The sequence below is a fragment of the Kerstersia similis genome, assembly GCF_965139615.1.
Lineage (GTDB): Bacteria > Pseudomonadota > Gammaproteobacteria > Burkholderiales > Burkholderiaceae_B > Kerstersia > Kerstersia similis.
Genome location: NZ_CBCSIQ010000008.1, coordinates 14496 through 33246, shown reverse-complemented (window position 1 = coordinate 33246; position 18751 = coordinate 14496). Strand labels below are relative to the sequence as shown.

10 protein-coding genes and 2 pseudogenes are annotated in these 18751 nt (G+C 61.5%); 5 read left to right on the top strand and 7 right to left on the bottom strand.

The window, feature by feature from the left end; all coding sequences use genetic code 11:
* Positions 1–8 precede the first annotated feature (8 nt).
* Together ACNA1V_RS06950 and ACNA1V_RS06945 are read left to right on the top strand one after the other, a co-directional pair.
* Positions 9–2186 (top strand): phosphocholine-specific phospholipase C, encoded by a 2178-nt coding sequence (locus tag ACNA1V_RS06950; protein WP_415832861.1) that lies wholly within the window; start codon positions 9–11, stop codon positions 2184–2186.
* A 291-nt stretch (positions 2187–2477) separates the two neighbouring features.
* On the top strand, positions 2478–4667 hold the full coding sequence (locus ACNA1V_RS06945) for a phosphocholine-specific phospholipase C (RefSeq protein WP_415832860.1): 2190 nt from the start codon (positions 2478–2480) through the stop codon (positions 4665–4667).
* A 161-nt stretch (positions 4668–4828) separates the two neighbouring features.
* Here ACNA1V_RS06945 and ACNA1V_RS06940 read toward each other — a convergent pair.
* A pseudogene (locus tag ACNA1V_RS06940) lies at positions 4829–5662 on the bottom strand (DMT family transporter); the annotation flags it as partial.
* A gap of 272 nt (positions 5663–5934) precedes the next feature.
* Between ACNA1V_RS06940 and htpX the strand changes: the two are divergent.
* Together htpX and ACNA1V_RS06930 are read left to right on the top strand one after the other, a co-directional pair.
* A pseudogene (gene htpX / locus ACNA1V_RS06935) lies at positions 5935–6765 on the top strand (protease HtpX); the annotation flags it as partial.
* Between the two features lies 1 nt (position 6766).
* On the top strand, positions 6767–6819 hold a 53-nt coding region (locus ACNA1V_RS06930; protein WP_415832953.1), incomplete at its 5' end, for a hypothetical protein.
* Between the two features lie 188 nt (positions 6820–7007).
* Here ACNA1V_RS06930 and polA read toward each other — a convergent pair.
* A complete protein-coding gene (gene polA / locus ACNA1V_RS06925; protein WP_415832858.1) occupies positions 7008–9731 on the bottom strand; it encodes a DNA polymerase I in 2724 nt (907 codons plus the stop codon).
* On the opposite strand from polA, the gene ACNA1V_RS06920 reads away from it, so the two are divergent.
* Positions 9730–10413 (top strand): LOG family protein, encoded by a 684-nt coding sequence (locus ACNA1V_RS06920; protein WP_462937401.1) that lies wholly within the window; start codon positions 9730–9732, stop codon positions 10411–10413. The genes polA and ACNA1V_RS06920 overlap by 2 nt on opposite strands.
* Before the next feature lie 64 nt (positions 10414–10477).
* Here ACNA1V_RS06920 and ACNA1V_RS06915 read toward each other — a convergent pair whose 3' ends face one another.
* The 5 genes from ACNA1V_RS06915 to infB all read right to left on the bottom strand — a co-directional run bounded on the left by ACNA1V_RS06915 (position 10478) and on the right by infB (position 18698).
* Positions 10478–12373, bottom strand: a complete 1896-nt coding sequence (locus ACNA1V_RS06915; protein WP_415832857.1) for an ABC transporter ATP-binding protein — start codon at positions 12371–12373, stop codon at positions 10478–10480.
* Between the two features lie 214 nt (positions 12374–12587).
* Positions 12588–14411 carry a translational GTPase TypA gene (gene typA, locus ACNA1V_RS06910; RefSeq protein ID WP_415832856.1) on the bottom strand — a complete coding sequence of 608 codons (1824 nt, stop codon included), beginning with the start codon at positions 14409–14411 and terminating at the stop codon, positions 12588–12590.
* A gap of 10 nt (positions 14412–14421) precedes the next feature.
* Positions 14422–15162: a tRNA pseudouridine(55) synthase TruB gene (gene truB, locus ACNA1V_RS06905; protein ID WP_415832855.1), complete on the bottom strand. Its 741-nt coding sequence runs from the start codon at positions 15160–15162 to the stop codon at positions 14422–14424.
* A gap of 41 nt (positions 15163–15203) precedes the next feature.
* Positions 15204–15605, bottom strand: a complete 402-nt coding sequence (gene rbfA, locus ACNA1V_RS06900) for a 30S ribosome-binding factor RbfA (RefSeq protein ID WP_127773489.1) — start codon at positions 15603–15605, stop codon at positions 15204–15206.
* Positions 15606–15611: 6 nt separating this feature from the next.
* Positions 15612–18698, bottom strand: coding sequence for a translation initiation factor IF-2 (infB, locus tag ACNA1V_RS06895; protein WP_415832854.1), 3087 nt, complete (start codon positions 18696–18698; stop codon positions 15612–15614).
* Positions 18699–18751: the final 53 nt, after the last annotated feature.

Below are 18751 nucleotides of genomic sequence, written 5' to 3'. Positions count from 1 at the left end.
CGATGACCATGGCACAAAAAAACGCCCCCCTTTCTGCCCCCAAGCGGCACTTCCTGCGCAGCGCGCTGTACGGCGCTGGCGGCAGCGTCGCCCTGGCCGCCTTCCCGCCGGCCATCCGCAAGGCACTGGCCATTCCGGCCAACAACCGCACCGGCACCATCAATGACGTCGAATATGTCGTCATCCTGATGCAGGAGAACCGCTCCTTCGACAACTACTTCGGCACGCTGCCCGGCGTCCGCGGCTTTGGCGACCGCATTACCATTCCGCTGCCCGATGGCCGCAGTGTCTGGGAGCAATCCAATGGCAGTCGCATTGTCCTGCCCTATCACCTGAACAGCGAACAGGGCAACGCCCAACGCGTCAGCGGCACGCCTCATAACTACCCGGATGCGCAAAAGGCCTGGGATAGCGGCCGCATGGATCAGTGGCCGCGCCACAAGACCAACACTTCCATGGGTTACTTCCAGGAACAGGAAGTCGCCTTCCAGGTGGCGCTGGCCGATGCCTTCACGATCTGCGATGCCTACCACTGCTCCACGCATGGCGGCACCAATACCAATCGCCTCTTCCTGTGGACGGGAACCAACGACCCGCAAGGAACGCATGGTGGCCCATCCACCCAGAACCAGGACGATTCGCTGGGCGCATCCACCAGTGGCTGGACCTGGACGACCTACCCGGAACGCCTGCAGGAAGCCGGAGTCAGCTGGAAGGTTTACCAAAACCTGCCGGATAACTTCACGGACAACTCCCTGGCCGGATTCCGCCAGTACCGCCGTGCCAACGAGCAACATGGCAATAGCAGCAACGGCAGCCCCTATCCCGCCTGGGAACCAGCATTCGATGCCGCCAACCCGCTCTACAAGGGCGTCGCCAACACCATGCCGGATGGCGGTTTCCTGCAAGCGCTGCGGGATGACGTCGCCAGCGGCACCTTGCCGCAGGTGTCCTGGATCGTCGCCCCAGCCACGTACTCCGAGCACCCTGGCCCATCAAGCCCGATCCAGGGCGCCTGGTATATCTCGGAAGTGCTCGATGCCCTGACGGCCAACCCCGATATCTGGAGCAAAACCGTCCTCTTGATCAACTTCGACGAGAACGACGGTTTCTTCGACCACCTGCCTCCTCCGGCTGCACCGTCGCTGGACGCGGACGGCCAGCTGATCGGCGACACCACCGTGGATTCGACGCTGGATCACCACCTGGTTGCCTCGCGACAGGACGGCGTGGATGGTAAGGTCTATGGACCCGGCCCGCGCGTTCCGATGTATATCGTCTCGCCCTGGAGCCGTGGCGGCTGGGTCAACTCCCAGGCGTTCGACCACACTTCGGTGCTGCGTTTCCTGGAAGCCCGCTTCGGTGTTCCGGAAACCAATATCAGCCCGTGGCGCCGTGCCGTACTGGGTGACCTGACCAGCTGTTTCGACTTTTCCACCCCGAACAACGGCCCCTTGCCCGAACTGGTCAAACTGGAAAAGCAAGCCGTCGATCAGTTGCGCGCGACTCAGGGCCGTCTGCCCCAGGTTCCCGTGCCCAGCGTGAACAACCAGTCGTTGCCCGTGCAACCCCTGGCCATCCGCCCCTCGCGCGCCCTGCCTTACGAAATGCACACCAGCGCCCGCGCTGATGTCTCGGCAGGCGGTATCTGGCTGATGTTCTCCAATACCGGCACCCAGGCTGGCGTGTTCCATGTCTATGACAAAAAACACCTGGACCGCATTCCACGCCGCTACACCGTCGAACCGGGCAAGCAGCTCAACGGCTTCTGGAATACCGTCGAACAGGACAATGGCGCCTACGACCTCTGGGTATTGGGGCCCAACGGTTTCCACCGCCACTTCCAGGGTGACGTCAATGCCCTGGCGCTGCCAGACGCCATCAATCCGGAAGTCCGCGTGTGCTACGACATTGCCAACGGCAATGTCTATCTGCAGGTGCTCAACCGCGGCAACACCGATTTCCGCGCTCACATCCAGGCAAATGCCTACTTCACCGATGCCGGCCTGGATCTGGATGTGACGGCCTTGAGCCTGGCGGAACATCACTGGGATCTGTCGGATTGCGGACACTGGTATGACTTCACCGTCACCATAGACGCATTGCCGGGCTGGTCGCGCCGCTTTGCCGGCCGCGTGGAAACCGGCCGCGATTCCATCAGCGACCCGGCCATGGGCCAGGCCTGATCGGGCCCGTCGCCACACACTGACTAACGTACTGTTTATTCGTCCCCTACCACCGTCGCCGTAAAGGCACCCGCCAATCACGGCGGCGGCGGCTTTGCAGGCAGCCACCCGTCCCCTCAGGCCGGCTCTGGCCGCCTGCTTTTTTTATGCCAATCAATCGCAAAAACCTTGATTAGCCGATCAGGATTTTTGCCATTGCCGTCATGCCTGCTTCACCCCTGGCACCGACCATAGTGCCAGGAACCCAGTCATGCCCCATTCCAGTCCATTCCAGCCATTTTTCCTACGACAATGAGCAACGAAATACACCCGGCTTTTTCCCGCGACAAGCGCAGTTTCCTACGCAGCACCCTCTACGGCGCTGGCGGCAGCGCTGCCCTCGCCGCCTTTCCACCCGCCATCCGCAAGGCATTGGCCATTCCGGCCAATCATCGCACCGGCAGCATCCGTGACGTCGAACATGTCGTCATTCTGATGCAGGAAAACCGCTCTTTTGACCATTACTTCGGCACGCTGCCGGGCGTACGCGGCTTTGGCGACCGTTTCACCATCCCCTTGCCGGACGGCCGCAGCGTCTGGGAACAGTCCAACGGCAAACGCATTGTCATGCCCTATCACCTGGATAGCGAAAAAGGCAACGCGCAACGTGTGCTCGGCACGCCGCACGACTATCCAGACGCCCAGCAAGCCTGGGATGGTGGCCGCATGAGCCGATGGCCGGCGGAAAAAACCGACCGCTCCATGGGCTACTACCAGGAACAGGAAGTCGCCTTCCAGGCCGCCCTGGCTGACGCTTTCACCATTTGCGACGCTTACCACTGCGCCTTTCACGGCGGCACCAATACCAACCGCCTGTTCCACTGGAGCGGCACCAATGACCCCTTCGGGCTGGGCAATGGCCCTTCTACCCGGAACCGTTTCGATTCGCTGGACTCTCCACGCAGCGGCTGGACTTGGCGTACCTATCCGGAACGCCTGCAGGAAGCCGGAGTCAGCTGGAAGCTCTACCAGAACCTGCCCGACAACTTCACCGACAATCCACTGGCAGGCTTTCAACAATACCGGCAAGCCAATAAAGATCATGGCAACCTCAGCAGCGGCTTGCCCTACCCCGCCTGGCAACCGGCTTTCGACGCCGGCAATCCGCTCTACAAAGGTGTCGCCAACACCATGCCGGACGGCGGCTTCCTGCAAGCCTTGCGCGACGATATCGCCAGCGGCATGCTGCCGCAGGTGTCATGGATCGTCGCCCCCGCCTTCTATTCCGAACATCCGCTGCCTTCCAGCCCGATTCAAGGCGCCTGGTATATCTCGGAAGTGCTCGATGCCCTGACGGCCAACCCTGACGTCTGGAGCAAAACCGTGCTCTTGATCAACTTCGACGAGAACGATGGTTTTTTCGACCATATCCCCTCGCCCGCAGCCCCCTCCCTGAATCCGGACGGCAGCCTGGCCGGTGACTCGACGGAAGACAGCGCGGCCGAATATCATCGCCTGGCCTCCGCGCATGACCAGGCGGATGGCAAGGTCTATGGCCCGGGCCCGCGCGTGCCCATGTATGTGGTCTCCCCCTGGAGCCGGGGTGGCTGGGTCAATTCCCAGGCATTCGACCATACGTCCGTCCTGCGCTTTCTGGAAGCCCGCTTCGGCGTGGCAGAGACCAATATCAGCCCCTGGCGCCAGGCGGTGATGGGCGATCTGACCAGCTGTTTCGACTTCAGCAGCCCCAATACCGGGCCCATGCCGGAACTGGTCAAGCTGGAAAAGGAAGCCGTGGATCGCATCCGCCTGTCACAAGGCTTGAAACTGCCTGTGCCGGTTCCGTCGGCCAGCAGCCAGATGCCGCCGGTTCAGCCCCTGGCCATTCGTCCGTCGCGTGCACTGCCTTATGAAATGCATACCAGCGCACGCGTGGAAGCCTCGACAGGAGGCATCTGGCTGCTGTTCTCCAATACCGGCACCCAGGCCGGCGTCTTCCATGTCTATGACAAGCTGCACCTGGATCGCCTGCCACGTCGCTATACCGTCGGCGCCGGCAAGCAACTCAATGGTTTCTGGAACACGGTAGAACAGGACAACGGGCGCTACGACCTCTGGGTACTGGGCCCCAACGGGTTTCACCGGCATTTCCGTGGCAATACCAATCAGCAAATGCTGCCCGGCATCCCCGCGCCGGAAGTCCGTGTCTGTTATGACATCGCCAGCGGTGATATCTATCTGGAACTGCTCAATCGCAGTGCCGTTCCTTACCACGCCACCATCCGTGCCAACGCCTACCTGGGAGATGAGGCAAGACGCGACATCGACGTTCCGCCGGACGGAACCCCGGTCTCGCTGCATTGGGATCTGTCCTCATGTGGACACTGGTATGACTTCAGCGTTACCGTCGCCGAGCTGGACGGCTGGGAGCGGCGCTTTGCCGGGCGTGTCGAAAACGGCAAGGACGCCATCAGCGACCCGGCCATGGGCAACGCCGGTTGAAATCAGGAGGAGGACACCCTGGCGGCAGGTGCGCCGGGTTCGGTCTCTATGGCCGGGACATCCTGCAGCAGGGCCTGATCTGCGCCTTGGGAAGCACTGGCAGCCGCTGCCATTGCAGCGGCTTCCGCTGCTGCCTTGGCTTGCGCCTGCCGGCTCTCCACCATGGTGCGCCAGGCCGATAGCAAGCCAGCGGCAATGATGCCGATCATGCCCGCCCAGGCCATCGCGTCAGGGGTGTCCTGCCACAAGGCCATCCCGGTCAGGGCCGAAAAGATGATAGTGGTGTACTGCAAGGCTGCCGTCAGCAAGGCAGCCCCTGAGCCAAAGGCACGCGTCATGGCCAGTTGCCCCACCAGGCCACTGCTGCCCACGCCCAGCAACATCAGCCAGCCCTGCCAATCGGTTTCCCCCCAGCCGGTAATGCCCAGGCCGATACCGCTGCTCAGACAGACCGCACAGGAAAAGAACAGCACGGTACGCCATTCTGCCTCGCCTTCCCGCCCCAGTTGCCGGATCTGCAGCATGGCGATGGCAGCCAGTGCGCCGGACGCCAGCCCGGCGCCCGCTGCCGCCAGCTGCTGCGGCCCGATGCTGGGGCGCAATACCGCCAAGACCCCGACGAACCCCAGCAATACCGCCAGCATCCGCAGCCAGTCACGGCTTTTGCCGTCCGACACCATCAAAAAGACAGCAATGAAAAGAGGCGCGGTATAGCTGAGGCTGGTCGCTGTCGCCAAGGGGAGCTGCGACAAGGCATAAAAACCCAGCCACATGGAACTCACACCCGCCAGATTGCGCAGTACATGCGGCTTCCAGCGCTTGGGCGCAATGCTGTAATGATGAATGTTGGCCCAGACCAACAGGAACACCACCGACGGCAGGCCACGCAACAGCACCACCTGTGCCAGCGAAGCGCCATGTTCCGAGGACAATTTGACGAACGCCCCCATCAGGGCAAACATGGCCGAGGCCAGCAGCATCCACAAGGCCTGCATATTGCGGCGGAATCCAAAAAAATGAAGGGCAGCCGCCCCAAAAATGCGCGACTATGCCATTGCAAAATGGCATAACGGCCCTACTATACTCTTGCTCCGTGTCACGCGTGAAGCGCCCCGGCCTGACGGCCGCGACTTCAGGCTTCCGCCGTATCCATAGCGGGAAACATGATCCAGCCCACTGGACACGCCAACGCAGCCACGGAACACTTCCAGCCGTAACGGGTCCAACGCGGGAGCCCGTCCGACTCAAGCACAACAGAAACCAAGCCATGAAACGAATTGCTCTATTTCTTCTGACCAACCTGGCAGTCATTGTCGTCCTCAGCATCACCTTGCGCCTGCTGGGGGTGGACCGTTATATGACACAGCAAGGCCTCGATTTCGGCGCACTCCTGGTGTTCTCGCTGGTCGTCGGTTTTACCGGCGCCATCATTTCGCTGCTGATCAGCAAGCCCATGGCCAAGTTCAGCACCGGTGCGCGCGTCATCGACCCCCAGGCGCCCGCCAATGGCCGGGAAGCCTGGCTGGTGGAAACCGTGCACCAGCTGGCAGATCGCGCCGGTATCGGCCGCCCCGAGGTCGCCATCTATGAAGGCGCCCCCAATGCGTTCGCCACGGGTGCCTTCCGCAATGATTCGCTGGTCGCCGTCTCGACCGGGCTGCTGCAAAGCATGACCGAAGAAGAAGTCGCCGCGGTGCTGGCGCATGAAGTCGCGCACATTGCCAATGGCGACATGGTGACGCTTACCCTGATCCAGGGTGTCGTCAACACATTCGTGGTTTTCTTCGCCCGCATCGTCGCCTACTTCGTGGATCGCGTACTGCTGAAGAATGACCGTGAAGGCGGTGGCATCGGCTATTTCGTCACCACCATCGTCTGTGAGATCCTGTTCGGCATTCTGGCGTCCATCATCGTCGCGTGGTTCTCACGCCAGCGCGAGTTCCGCGCCGATGCCGGCTCGGCCCGCCTGCTGGGCGGCCGCGAGCCCATGATCCGTGCCCTGCGCCGACTGGGCGGTGTGGACGCAGGCGAACTGCCCAAGAACTTTGAAGCTTCCGGCATTACCGGCGGCAAGGGCATCGCGGCGCTGTTCGCCACCNACCCGCCCATCCCGGAGCGCATCCAGGCCCTGCAGCAAACCAATCAGTTCTGACAGCCCTTTGCCTGACGCAAGGGCAAAAAAAGGCCGGTACCTCCTGAACTGCCCTCCAGAAGTTGAATGGATACCCAACTCCCTGAGGTCAGCCCATCCAGAGGCACCGGCTTTTTTTCATCTGCACGACACGCGCCGCCGGCATGCTTCTGCCTGGCGCAGCGCGCTTCCGTCCGGCTGCCCGAGGCTCAGTGGGCGTGTTCCCAGTCCTGTCCTGCCCCGACTTCGGCCACCAGCGGCACCGCCAGCTTGGCCACATCGCACATCAGCGCCGGCAACTGCTGGCGCACCAGATCCAACTCCTGTTCCGGCACCTCCAGCACCAGTTCATCATGCACCTGCATGATGAGCAGGCTACCCAGCTTTTCCTGATCCAGCCAATCCTGCACCGCCACCATGGCTTTCTTGATCAGGTCGGCTGCCGTCCCTTGCATGGGCGCATTGATGGCCGCTCGTTCGGCTGCCTGACGGCGCGGACCGGAACCGCCACGAATTTCCGGCAACCAGAGGCGTCGGCCAAACACGGTTTCCACATAGCCCAGTTCGCGCGCCTGCTGACGGATCTCGTCCATATAGCGCGCCACGCCCGGATAGCGATGGAAATAGCGGTCAATGTAGGATTGCGCCGCCTCGCGCGTAATGCCCAGATTGCCCGCCAGGCCAAACGCGCTCATGCCGTAGATCAGGCCGAAGTTGATCGCCTTGGCCGCCCGACGCTGCTCTGCCGACACCTCCTCCAGCGACACCCCGAACACTTCGGAGGCGGTCGCACGGTGAATATCCTTGCCATCGGCAAATGCCTGCTGCAAGTTGGCGTCTCCGGAAATGTGCGCCATGACCCGCAATTCGATCTGTGAATAATCCGCTGACACAATCACCCGCCCGGCAGGTGCAATAAAGGCCCGCCTGACCCGGCGGCCCGCTTCGGTGCGTACCGGAATATTCTGCAGATTGGGATCGGACGACGCCAATCTGCCGGTAATGACCGCCGCCTGGGCATAATTGGTATGCACACGTCCGGTCGCCGCATTGATCATGCGCGGCAACTTGTCCGTATAGGTGGATTTCAGCTTGGCCAGGCCACGGTACTCCAGCAATACCTGCGGCAAGGGATAATCCTGCGCCAGCTTGGTCAGTACTTCTTCGTCCGTGGACGGCGCGCCCCCAGCAGTTTTGCGGATGACCGGCAGCTGCATGCGGCCAAACAGGATTTCCCCCAGTTGCTTGGGCGAATTGAGATTGAATGGCTGGCCCGCAATGTCATAGGCACGCTGCTCCAGCGTGACCAGTTGCTGACCGATTTCGTGGCTCTGGCGCCCCAGCTCGCGGGCGTCGATCAAGACGCCATTGCGTTCCACCTGCCACAACACATGGAACACCTGCATTTCCAGCTCATAAATAGCCAGCAGCCCCGCCTGTTCACGCACCTTCGGATACAGCGCTTCATGCAACGCGAAGGTGAAATCGGCATCCTCGCTGGCGTAATGCGCCGCCTGTTCCAGCGGCACCTCATCAAACCCGATCTGTTTGGCGCCCTTGCCGCACAGATCTTCATACGCCACGCCCGAACGCCCCAGCCAACGCTGCGCCAGCTCGTTCATACCGACACTGCGATGCGACTCCAACGCATAAGCCTGCAGCATGGTGTCGTGCTTCACACCCAGCAGCTTGATGCCTTCATTGGCCAGCACATGCGTGTCGTACTTGGCATGATGCAGCAACTTGGCCTTGGCCGGATTCTCAAGCCAGGGACGCAGCGCATCCAGTACCTGCGCCAGCGGCAATTGCACCGGCTGGTCCGGCCCGCGATGCGCCACAGGAATGTAGCAAGCCTGCCCTGGCCGCACAGCTAGGGACAAGCCCACCAGGCGCGCCTGCATGGCATCCAGCGATGTGGTTTCTGTATCCAGCGCCACCAGTTCCGCCTGATCAATGCGATCCACCCAGGCTTGCAACTGCTCGGGCGTCGTCACCGTTTCATAGTCGGCCTCTGCCACCGCCTGAACCACGACTTCGGCCGCCATGCGGCTATCGCCCTCGGGAATGCGCTCCTGATCCCCCGTCAGGTCACGCAACCAGGTGCGAAAGCCATAGCGGTTGTACAGGTCGATCAGCTTTCCGGTATCGGGTTGGCGCATCTTCAAGGCGTCCAGGCCCGCAATGGCAGGATCCAGCGCGCAATCCGTCTTGACCGTCAGCAGCTCGCGGGTCAGTTCAAATTGCCCGATTGCCTGGCGCAGATTCTCGCCAGCCACGCCCTTGATCGTGGCCGCCGCCGCGATCAGGCCGGCAATATCCCCGTAGGCATCCAGCCATTTCACCGCTGTTTTAGGGCCGACCTTGGTCACGCCTGGCACATTGTCCACCGTGTCGCCGATCAACATGAGATAGTCCACGATGTGATCCGGATCGACCCCGAATTTCTGTTTGACCGCTTCCGGATCCAGCACTTCACCGCTCATGGTGTTGACCAGAGTCACTTGCGGTGTGACCAGTTGGGCGAGATCCTTGTCACCGGTTGAAACTACAACATGCATCCCGGCCTGCTCGCCCTGCAAGGCCAACGTGCCGATCACATCATCGGCTTCGACCCCGCCTATGCTCAGCACCGGCCAACCCAGCGCTCGCACCGATTCGTGGATGGCTTCGATCTGCGCCGCCAGATCTTCCGGCATCGACGGACGCTGTGCCTTGTACTCAGGATACAAATCGTCGCGGAAAGTTTTTCCTTTCGCATCGAAGATACAAGCCGCATAATCGGCCTGATAATCCTGAGTCAGCCTACGCAGCATATTGATCACCCCATACAATGCCCCTGTGGGCTCGCCCTGGGCATTGCGCAGATCCGGCATGGCGTGATAGGCGCGATAGAGATAGCTTGATCCATCGACCAGCAACAAGGTTTTATTCATGAGCACTCAAAAAAAACAGACGGCTACACCGGTCGGCCGGCAAACACCCGGCATTATGTCAGAGATAGAAACAGCAGCTGAAGCCTTGGCCAATGTCGGCCCGGCCGTCAGCATTTTCGGCAGCGCGCGCATTCACAGCGGCTCGCCCTATTACGCGATGGCCGAGGACATCAGCCGTCGTCTTGCTCAGGCAGGCTTTGCCATTATCGCTGGTGGCGGCCCCGGCATCATGGAAGCCGCCAACAAAGGCGCCATTGAAGCCAAGGGCACCAGCATCGGCCTGAACATCGTGCTGCCGCACGAACAGCACCACAACGGCTACCAGACCATTGCGCTGACCTTCGAGTACTTCAACTCGCGCAAGGCCACGTTCTTCATGCACAGCGCAGCGTACATCACGCTGCCTGGCGGCTTCGGCACTCTGGATGAACTGTTCGAAGCCCTGACCCTGATTCAGACCAACAAAATCCCCAAGGGGCCCATCGTGCTGATGGGCAGTGAGTACTGGGCCGGGATGATCGACTGGATCCGAACCAAGATGGTGGAAACCGGTACCATCCGGCAGGAAGAAGCCGACTTGCTGTATCTGGCGGACGACCCCGACCAGGTGGTCAAGTACGTGACCGAATGCTGCAACTGCCTGCCCTCCAGCGTCGATTACGCGCCGACCCTGCCAACCTGAACCTCCCGGCGCAAAGCCTGGCCCGGCAGCGGTTTCGCCGCCGGGCCGGCCTGGCAGTACTGTCTTACTCTTCCGTCAGGAATCCACCGCTCTGATGCTTCCACAGCCGGGCATAAATCCCGTCTGCCTGCAGCAATTCGGCGTGCGAACCCATTTCCACGATACGCCCCCGTTCCAGCACGATCAGCCTGTCCATCGCTGCAATCGTTGACAGACGGTGCGCGATGGCAATGACGGTCTTGCCTTCCATCAGCGTATCCAGACTGGACTGGATCGCCTGCTCCACTTCGGAATCCAGCGCGCTGGTCGCTTCGTCCAGCAGCAGGATAGGCGCATTCTTCAGCATGACCCGGGCAATCGCAATACGCTGACGCTGCCCGCCGGACAACTTCACGCCGCGTTCGCCCACCTGCACGTCATAGCCGGTGCGCCCCTGTGCATCACGCAAGGTCATGATGAAGTCATGCGCCTCGGCCTGCCGGGCCGCGGCAATCATTTCTTCATCGCTGGCATCCGGCCGGCCATACAGAATGTTGTCGCGGATGCTCCGGTGCAGCAGCGAAGTATCCTGCGTCACCATACCGATCTGCGCGCGCAGACTCTCTTGCGTCACGGTCGAAATATCCTGACCGTCGATCAGGATCCGGCCAGCGCTTACATCATGGAAACGCAGCAGCAGATTGACCAGCGTGGACTTGCCTGCCCCTGAACGTCCCACCAGGCCGATTTTTTCGCCGGGCCGGATATCCAGGCTCAGTTTATCGAGCACCAGTCGTCCGGAGTAGGCGGCGCCGTCCGCTTTGCCATCCGACGGATGATCATGCTTGGCATCATAAGCAAACGAAACCGCTTCCACCTTGACATTGCCTTGGGCGATGCGCAGCGGCCGGGCATCCTTGGCATCACGGATGCTTTGCTCGCGTGCAATCGTATTCAGCCCATCCTGCACCGTACCCAGATGCTCAAACAAAGCGGCCACTTCCCACAGAATCCAGTGTGACAGGCCGATCAGGCGCAGCGCCATGGCCGTTGCTGCCGCCACGGCGCCGGGGCCTACCTGCCCTTGCATCCAGAGCCAAAGCGCCATGCCTGCCGTGGACAGGATCAACAGAACCATCAGGCTGTGATTGACGACTTCAAAGCTGCTGATCAAGCGCATCTGGCGATAGACCGTGCCCAGAAACTCTCCCATGGCCGAGCGTGCATACCCCGCTTCGCGGCCGGCATGGGAAAACAGTTTGACGGTTGCGATATTGGTATAGGCGTCGGTAATCCGGCCTGTCATCAGCGAACGCGCACTGGCTTGCGCCGATGCCGTGCGCGCCAGACGCGGCACGTACCAGATGATGCAACCGATATACAGCACGGCCCAGATGCCGAATGGCAACAGCAGAATCGCATCGAAGCCACCGACGACATAAGCCATGGTGCTGGCAGTGATCAGCATGAAAACCAGCACATCGCCGACGATGATGCAGATATCACGAACCGCCAAGGCCGTCTGCATCACCTTGGCAGACACCCGGCCGGCAAACTCATCCTGGAAGAACGCCAGACTCTGATCCAGCAGCCAGCGGTGAAAACGCCAACGCAGCATCATGGGAAAATTACCCGCCAGCACCTGATGCTTGATGACAGTCTGCAAAGCGATCAACACAATACTGCCGAGTATCACCGCGGCCAGCAGCAGCAAGGTACCGCCTTCGTCCGCCCAGAGGCGATCCGGCTGCACCTTGGCGATCCAGTCCACCAGGTTGCCCAGCATGGCATACAGCGCGGCCTCGAAAGCACCGCAGAGCGCCGTCAACAACACCATCAACAACAACCAGCCGCGTGCACCTGCCGTGCAGGCCCAGATAAACGGCATCAGGCCGGTTGGCAGCGGCCTGCCGCTGACCTGTGACGCAGCCGATTCCGCCGCATCAAAAGGCGGCAGCTTTTTCTCGAACCATCGAAACATAGAACCCCGCTAAAAAAAACCGCCGTCGCCCGGACAGGCTGCCGACAGTGCCGACAGCTTGCCCCAGGACCATCCCGGCACCAGGAAAAACCCTGCCCGCCGCAGGGGCTGGCAAAGAAAACAAAACCGGGCGCCTTGAAGGCGCCCGGTTTCGGAAATACAGGCATGACGCGCGTCTGCGCCCCATGCCCGGTCTATTGAATGGCGTACCGGATCAGTTGCCGGATTCGCGCGCCATGCGGCGGCGCTCATGCTCTTGCAGGTAGCGCTTGCGCAGACGGATGGACTTGGGGGTGACTTCCACCAGTTCATCATCATCAATAAATTCGACCGCATATTCCAGCGTCAACTTGATCGTCGGCACCAGGTCAATGTGTTCGTCCTTACCGGAAGCACGCACGTTGGTCAGCTTCTTTTCGCGCACGGGATTGACCACCAGGTCATTCTCGCGGCTATGGATACCAATGATCATGCCTTCGTACAGAGGATCGCCAGGATTCACGAACATACGGCCGCGATCCTGCAATTTCCAGAGGGCGTAGGCCACGGCTTCGCCGTCGTCCTGGCTGATCAGCACACCGTTGCGACGTTCGCCCACGCTACCTTCGCGCACGACATCATAGCTGTCGAAAATGTGACTCATCAGGCCGGTACCGCGAGTCAGGGTCAGGAACTCGCTCTGGAAGCCGATCAGGCCACGGGCCGGAATACGGTATTCCAGGCGCGTACGGCCACGGCCGTCCGGCACCATGTTCTGCAGGTCGCCCTTGCGGCGGCCCAGTTCTTCCATGACGCTACCTTGATGGCCGTCTTCCAGGTCCACCGTCAACATTTCGAACGGCTCATGACGCACGCCGTCGATTTCCTTGAACACCACGCGCGGGCGCGACACGGCCAGCTCGTAGCCTTCGCGGCGCATGTTTTCCAGCAGGATGGTCAGGTGAAGTTCGCCACGGCCTGCGACCTCAAACACGGTGTCATCATCGGTGTCGCGCACACGCAGCGCCACGTTGGACTTCAGTTCGCGATCCAGGCGTTCACGGATCTGGCGGCTGGTCACGAACTTGCCTTCGCGGCCTGCCAGCGGCGAGGTATTGACCATGAAGTTCATGACCAGCGTCGGCTCGTCGATGCGCAGCAGCGGCAGCGGATCCTGGTTCAGCGGATCCACCACGGTGCAACCGATACCCAGGTCTTCGATACCGTTGATCAGCACGATATCGCCGGCTTCAGCTTCGTCCACTTGCACACGATCCAGGCCACGGAACTTCAGCACCTGGTTGATGCGGCCCTTGCCCGTCTCGCCATCCGGCCCGAAGCGGTACACCACATCCATGCCCGGACGCACGCGGCCACGGTTGATGCGGCCCACGCCGATCTTGCCGACGTAGCTGCTGTAGTCCAGCGACACGATCTGCAATTGCAGCGGGCCGTTGGGATCATCATTACGCTGCGGCACATACTTCAGGATGGCATCGTATAGCGGGCGCATATCGCCGCTGCGCACATCATCGGTCAGGCCGGCATAGCCCGACAGGCCCGACGCGAAGATCACCGGGAAATCCAGCTGCTCTTCCGTGGCACCGAGCTTGTCGAACAGGTCGAAAGTCGCGTTGATGGCGAAATCCGGGCGAGCACCGGGACGGTCGATCTTGTTGACCACCACGATAGGCTTCAAGCCCAGTTCCAGCGCCTTGCGCGTCACGAAACGCGTTTGCGGCATCGGGCCTTCGACGGCATCGACCAGCAGCAAAACGCCATCGACCATGGACAGAACGCGCTCGACCTCGCCACCGAAGTCCGCGTGCCCCGGGGTATCAACGATGTTGATATGCGTCCCTTCGTATTCGACCGCACAGTTCTTGGCCAGAATCGTGATGCCACGTTCCTTTTCGATATCGCCGGAATCCATCACACGCTCATCGAGGTGCTGGTTCTCCCGGAACGTGCCCGATTGGCGCAACAGTTGATCGACGAGCGTGGTCTTGCCGTGATCGACGTGAGCGATGATGGCAACATTACGCAATGCGCGGGTCATAGAAAGTCCTTTAGGTTCGAGACGCGGGGTACAGGCCCGCGGGTAATTCTTCCAGGCCGATCAGGGCCTGCTTGGGATCGCTCATGGACTGGAGGGCTTCCAGCGCCACGGCGCGATCCAGTGTGAAAGGCCCCGCCTGAGTACGGCGCAAGGCCGTCAGGTGAGCGCCGCAGCCCAGCTCCCGGCCAATGTCCTGGGCCAGGGTGCGGATATAGGTGCCCTTGCTGCAGGCCACCTCGATGACGGCGCTGCGCCCGTCGAATTCCAGCAGCTCAAGCCGGTGAATCGTAACGGTGCGGGGCGGACGTTCAATTTCCACGCCGGCACGCGCATACTCATACAAAGGCTTGCCGTCCTTTTTCAGGGCGGAATACATCGGCGGCACCTGTTCCAATGTGCCACGGAATCGTGACAACACTTCGTCCAGCGCGGCCGCTTCCACACCGCTGAACGTTGCCGGCGCCTGGCTAACGATATTGCCCGTCAGGTCGCCGCTATCGGTTTCCTCGCCAAAGGCAAGGGTTGCAACATAGGTCTTGTCGGCGTCCAGCATTGCCCCTGCAATCTTGGTCGCCTTGCCCATACAGCAGATCAACAGCCCTGTCGCGAACGGATCCAGCGTGCCGGTATGCCCGGCCTTGGCTGCATCCAGCGTGCGCTTGGCGCGCTGCAGGGCGTGGTTGCTGGACAAACCCACGGGTTTGTCCAGCAACAGCACTCCATCGAGCATCTGCCCGCGTCGTCTGGCCATCTTGTTTATCCGGAAAATTGGGAAGTGCAAACGACGGCCGCTCAGGCCTTGTCGTCAGGCTCGTCAGGCACGCCGCTGTCGGGACCGGAGCGCATGGCGCGGTCGATCAGCTGAGACATTTCCAGGCCGCGGACGATCTGGTCGTCGTGCAGGAAATGGAGCGTCGGCACGGTATGGATGTGCAGCATGCGATACAGCTGCGAGTGCAGCCAGCCAGCCTTCTCGTTGAGAAGCACCTGGGTGGCATCGGGTTCGGCGCCCAGCACGGTGAAATACACCTTGGCGTGCGCGTAGTCCGGCGTCAGTTCGACGCCGGATAGCGTAATCAGGCCGGCGCGAGAAACATCGAACTCGCGCTGGATCAGGCCGGCCAGATCCTTCTGGATCTGCTCGGCCAGCCTGAGGTTACGGCCTGGAATGGACTTGCTTTTATGTCGGCTCATTCGTTCTTACAGCGTCCGGGCAATTTCCTTGATCTCGAAGACTTCGAGCTGGTCGCCCACTTCAATATCGTTATAGCCGCGCAGCGTCAGACCGCAATCGAAGCCGGACTTGACTTCCTTGACGTCGTCCTTGAAGCGGCGCAGCGAATCCAACTGGCCGGTCCATTGCACCACGTTGCGACGCAGCAGGCGAACCTGCGAGTCGCGGCGCACAATCCCTTCCAGCACCATACAACCAGCGATGTTGCCCACACGGGACACGCTGAAGATCTCGCGAATTTCCACCAGACCGATGATTTCTTCGCGCTTCTCCGGTGCCAGCATGCCAGACATGGCTGCCTTCACCTCATCTACCGCATCGTAAATGATGTTGTAGTAGCGCACATCGACATCGTTGCTCTCGGCCAGTTTCTTGGCGCTCTGATCCGCACGAACGTTGAAGCCGATGACCACGGCGCCGGACGCAATGGCCAGGTTGATATCGCTTTCGCTGATACCACCCACGCCAGCGTGCACGACCTGGACTCGGACTTCGTCGGTTGCCAGCTTGAGCAGCGACTGCGCCAGTGCTTCCTGCGAACCCTGCACATCGGTCTTGATGATCAGGGACAGCGTCTGCGTGCCTTCGCGCATGTTGTCGAACATGGACTCCAGCTTGGCTGCCTGCTGACGCGCCAGCTTCACATCGCGGTACTTGCCTTGACGGAACAGCGCGATTTCGCGCGCCTTGCGCTCGTCATTCAGCACCATCAGCTCATCGCCCGCAGCCGGCACTTCGGTCAAGCCCTGGATTTCCACCGGAATAGCGGGGCCGGCCGAATTAGTCGGCTTGCCGGTATCGTCCAGCATGGCGCGCACACGGCCATAGCTGGCGCCTGCCAACACGGCGTCGCCGCGATGCAGCGTACCGCTCAGCACCAGAATGGTGGCCACAGCGCCACGGCCCTTGTCCAGGCGGGCTTCGATAACCAGGCCCTTGGCCGGTGCATCCACCGGCGCCTTGAGCTCCAGCATTTCTGCTTGCAGCAGCACGTTTTCCAGCAGGTCGTCGATACCCTGACCAGTCTTGGCGGACACGGGCACGAAGGGAATATCGCCACCGTATTCTTCCGGCACGACTTCCTCGGCCACCAGTTCCTGCTTGACGCGTTCCGGATTGGCTTCGGGCTTGTCAATCTTGTTGATCGCCACGACGATAGGCACGCCTGCCGCCTTGGCGTGGTGAATGGCTTCGCGGGTTTGCGGCATCACGCCGTCGTCCGCTGCCACCACCAGAATCACGATATCGGTTGCCTTGGCACCACGTGCACGCATGGCGGTAAACGCTTCGTGCCCCGGGGTATCCAGGAAGGTCACCATACCGCGCGCCGTATCCACGCTGTAGGCGCCGATATGCTGGGTAATGCCGCCGGCTTCGCCAGTGGCAACCTTCGAGCGGCGGATGTAATCCAGCAGCGAGGTCTTGCCGTGGTCAACGTGGCCCATGACGGTCACGACCGGCGCACGCGGCAATTCCACCACTTCCGTCTGATCCGATTCCTGGTCAATCAGGAAGGCTTCCGGATCGTCCAGCTTGGCAGCGATAGCCTTGTGACCCAGTTCTTCGACCACGATCATGGCCGTTTCCTGGTCCAGCACCTGGTTGATGGTCACCATCTGGCCGAGCTTCATCAATTGCTTGATGACCTCAGCTGCCTTGACGGCCATCTTGTGGGCGAGATCCGCCACCGTAATGGTTTCGGGCACATGGACTTCGCGGGAGATGAATTCCGCCTGTGCGGGTTGCTGTGCCGAGTTGCGATCACCCTGACCGCGACGACCGCCCTTGCCACCCTTGCCGCCCTTACCTGCCTTGCCACCGGCGCGCCAGCCTTCGCGGGCACCGCCAGGTGTCGCAGCGGCCTTGTCAGCCGGTTTCTTGCGCGAGCTTTCGTCCGACCAGGACGAGGACAGTTCAGCCGCCTTGACGACCTTCTTGCCGCCCACTTCTTCCTTGGCGCCCTTTTCCTTGTCCTTAGCCTTGCCAGCAGCTGGCTTGTGCAGCGTCGCAGCCGGCTTGGCTTCCGGTTCCGGCGCACGCAGCACCTTGCGCGGACGGTTCAGCATCTCACGCAAGGCAGCGGCTTCCGCCTCGGCGCGGCGACGAGCGGCTTCGCGATCCGAATTGGCGCCATCGTTTTCCGATGCAGCACCGGCGCGCGGTGCAGCAGCGGCAGGCGCTTCGCCCCGACGCAAGTTGCGCAGCGGGCTCAGTGCCGGCTTGCGCGCACCTGCCTGGGCGCCAGCCGCAGGCGCGGCGGGACGGCCGGCCGCTGCGGGTTGCGCAGCAGCCGGTTTCTTGTTTTCGGGCCGAGCCTGGTTCGCGGCAACGCGGCCGGCTTCTTGATCCTGCCTGGACGACGGGGAGTCGCCACGATCTGCGACGGACGGCGCAACAATCTTATTCAAAGGAGCTTCCGGTTCCTGTTTCTCTTCTGGCACTACCGCTGCGGGCTCGGCAGCGGCGCTTTCAACCACGGGCTCGGCGGGTTTTGCCGGTGCCTCGGGTTGTTTGACGACTTCAGCAGCCTCAGGTGCTGCCGGCGCGGTTTCCGCCACAACGGGAGCCTCCGGCGCCGGCGTCTGAATTTCAGGCTCGACCTTGTGCACGGCCACCGGCTCAACGACAGGCGCGGTCTGAACCGGCGCTGGCGTTGGCACGGGGGCAGGCGCAGGCGCCACCGTTTCAGGCTGGGCTGCCGCCTGAGGGGCAGCAGGCGTCGCCAGCTCGGCGGAGGGAGCCGCGGCATCCAGCGTGTCACGTTTCACGAACACACGCTTTTTGCGGACTTCGACGGAAATCGTACGCGAACGTCCGCTGGCATCTGCCTGGCGGATTTCGGAGGTCTGCCGGCGGGTGAGCGTTATTTTACGCCCGCCATCCGCAGAACCGTCCTTGCGGCGCAGCCAATCCGACCGCTTCGCCTTATCGCTATCAGTGACGGTATCGTCTACCGATTTGAGGTCAACACCTGCTCCCCTGAACTGCTCCAGCAGTACAGTTGCAGATATTTTCAGCTCACTAGCGAACTGGGCGACGGTATTACTCGACATTCGGCTCTCTCTCACCTGATAACTTCTGATTCTATCTATGGCTCATGACAGCA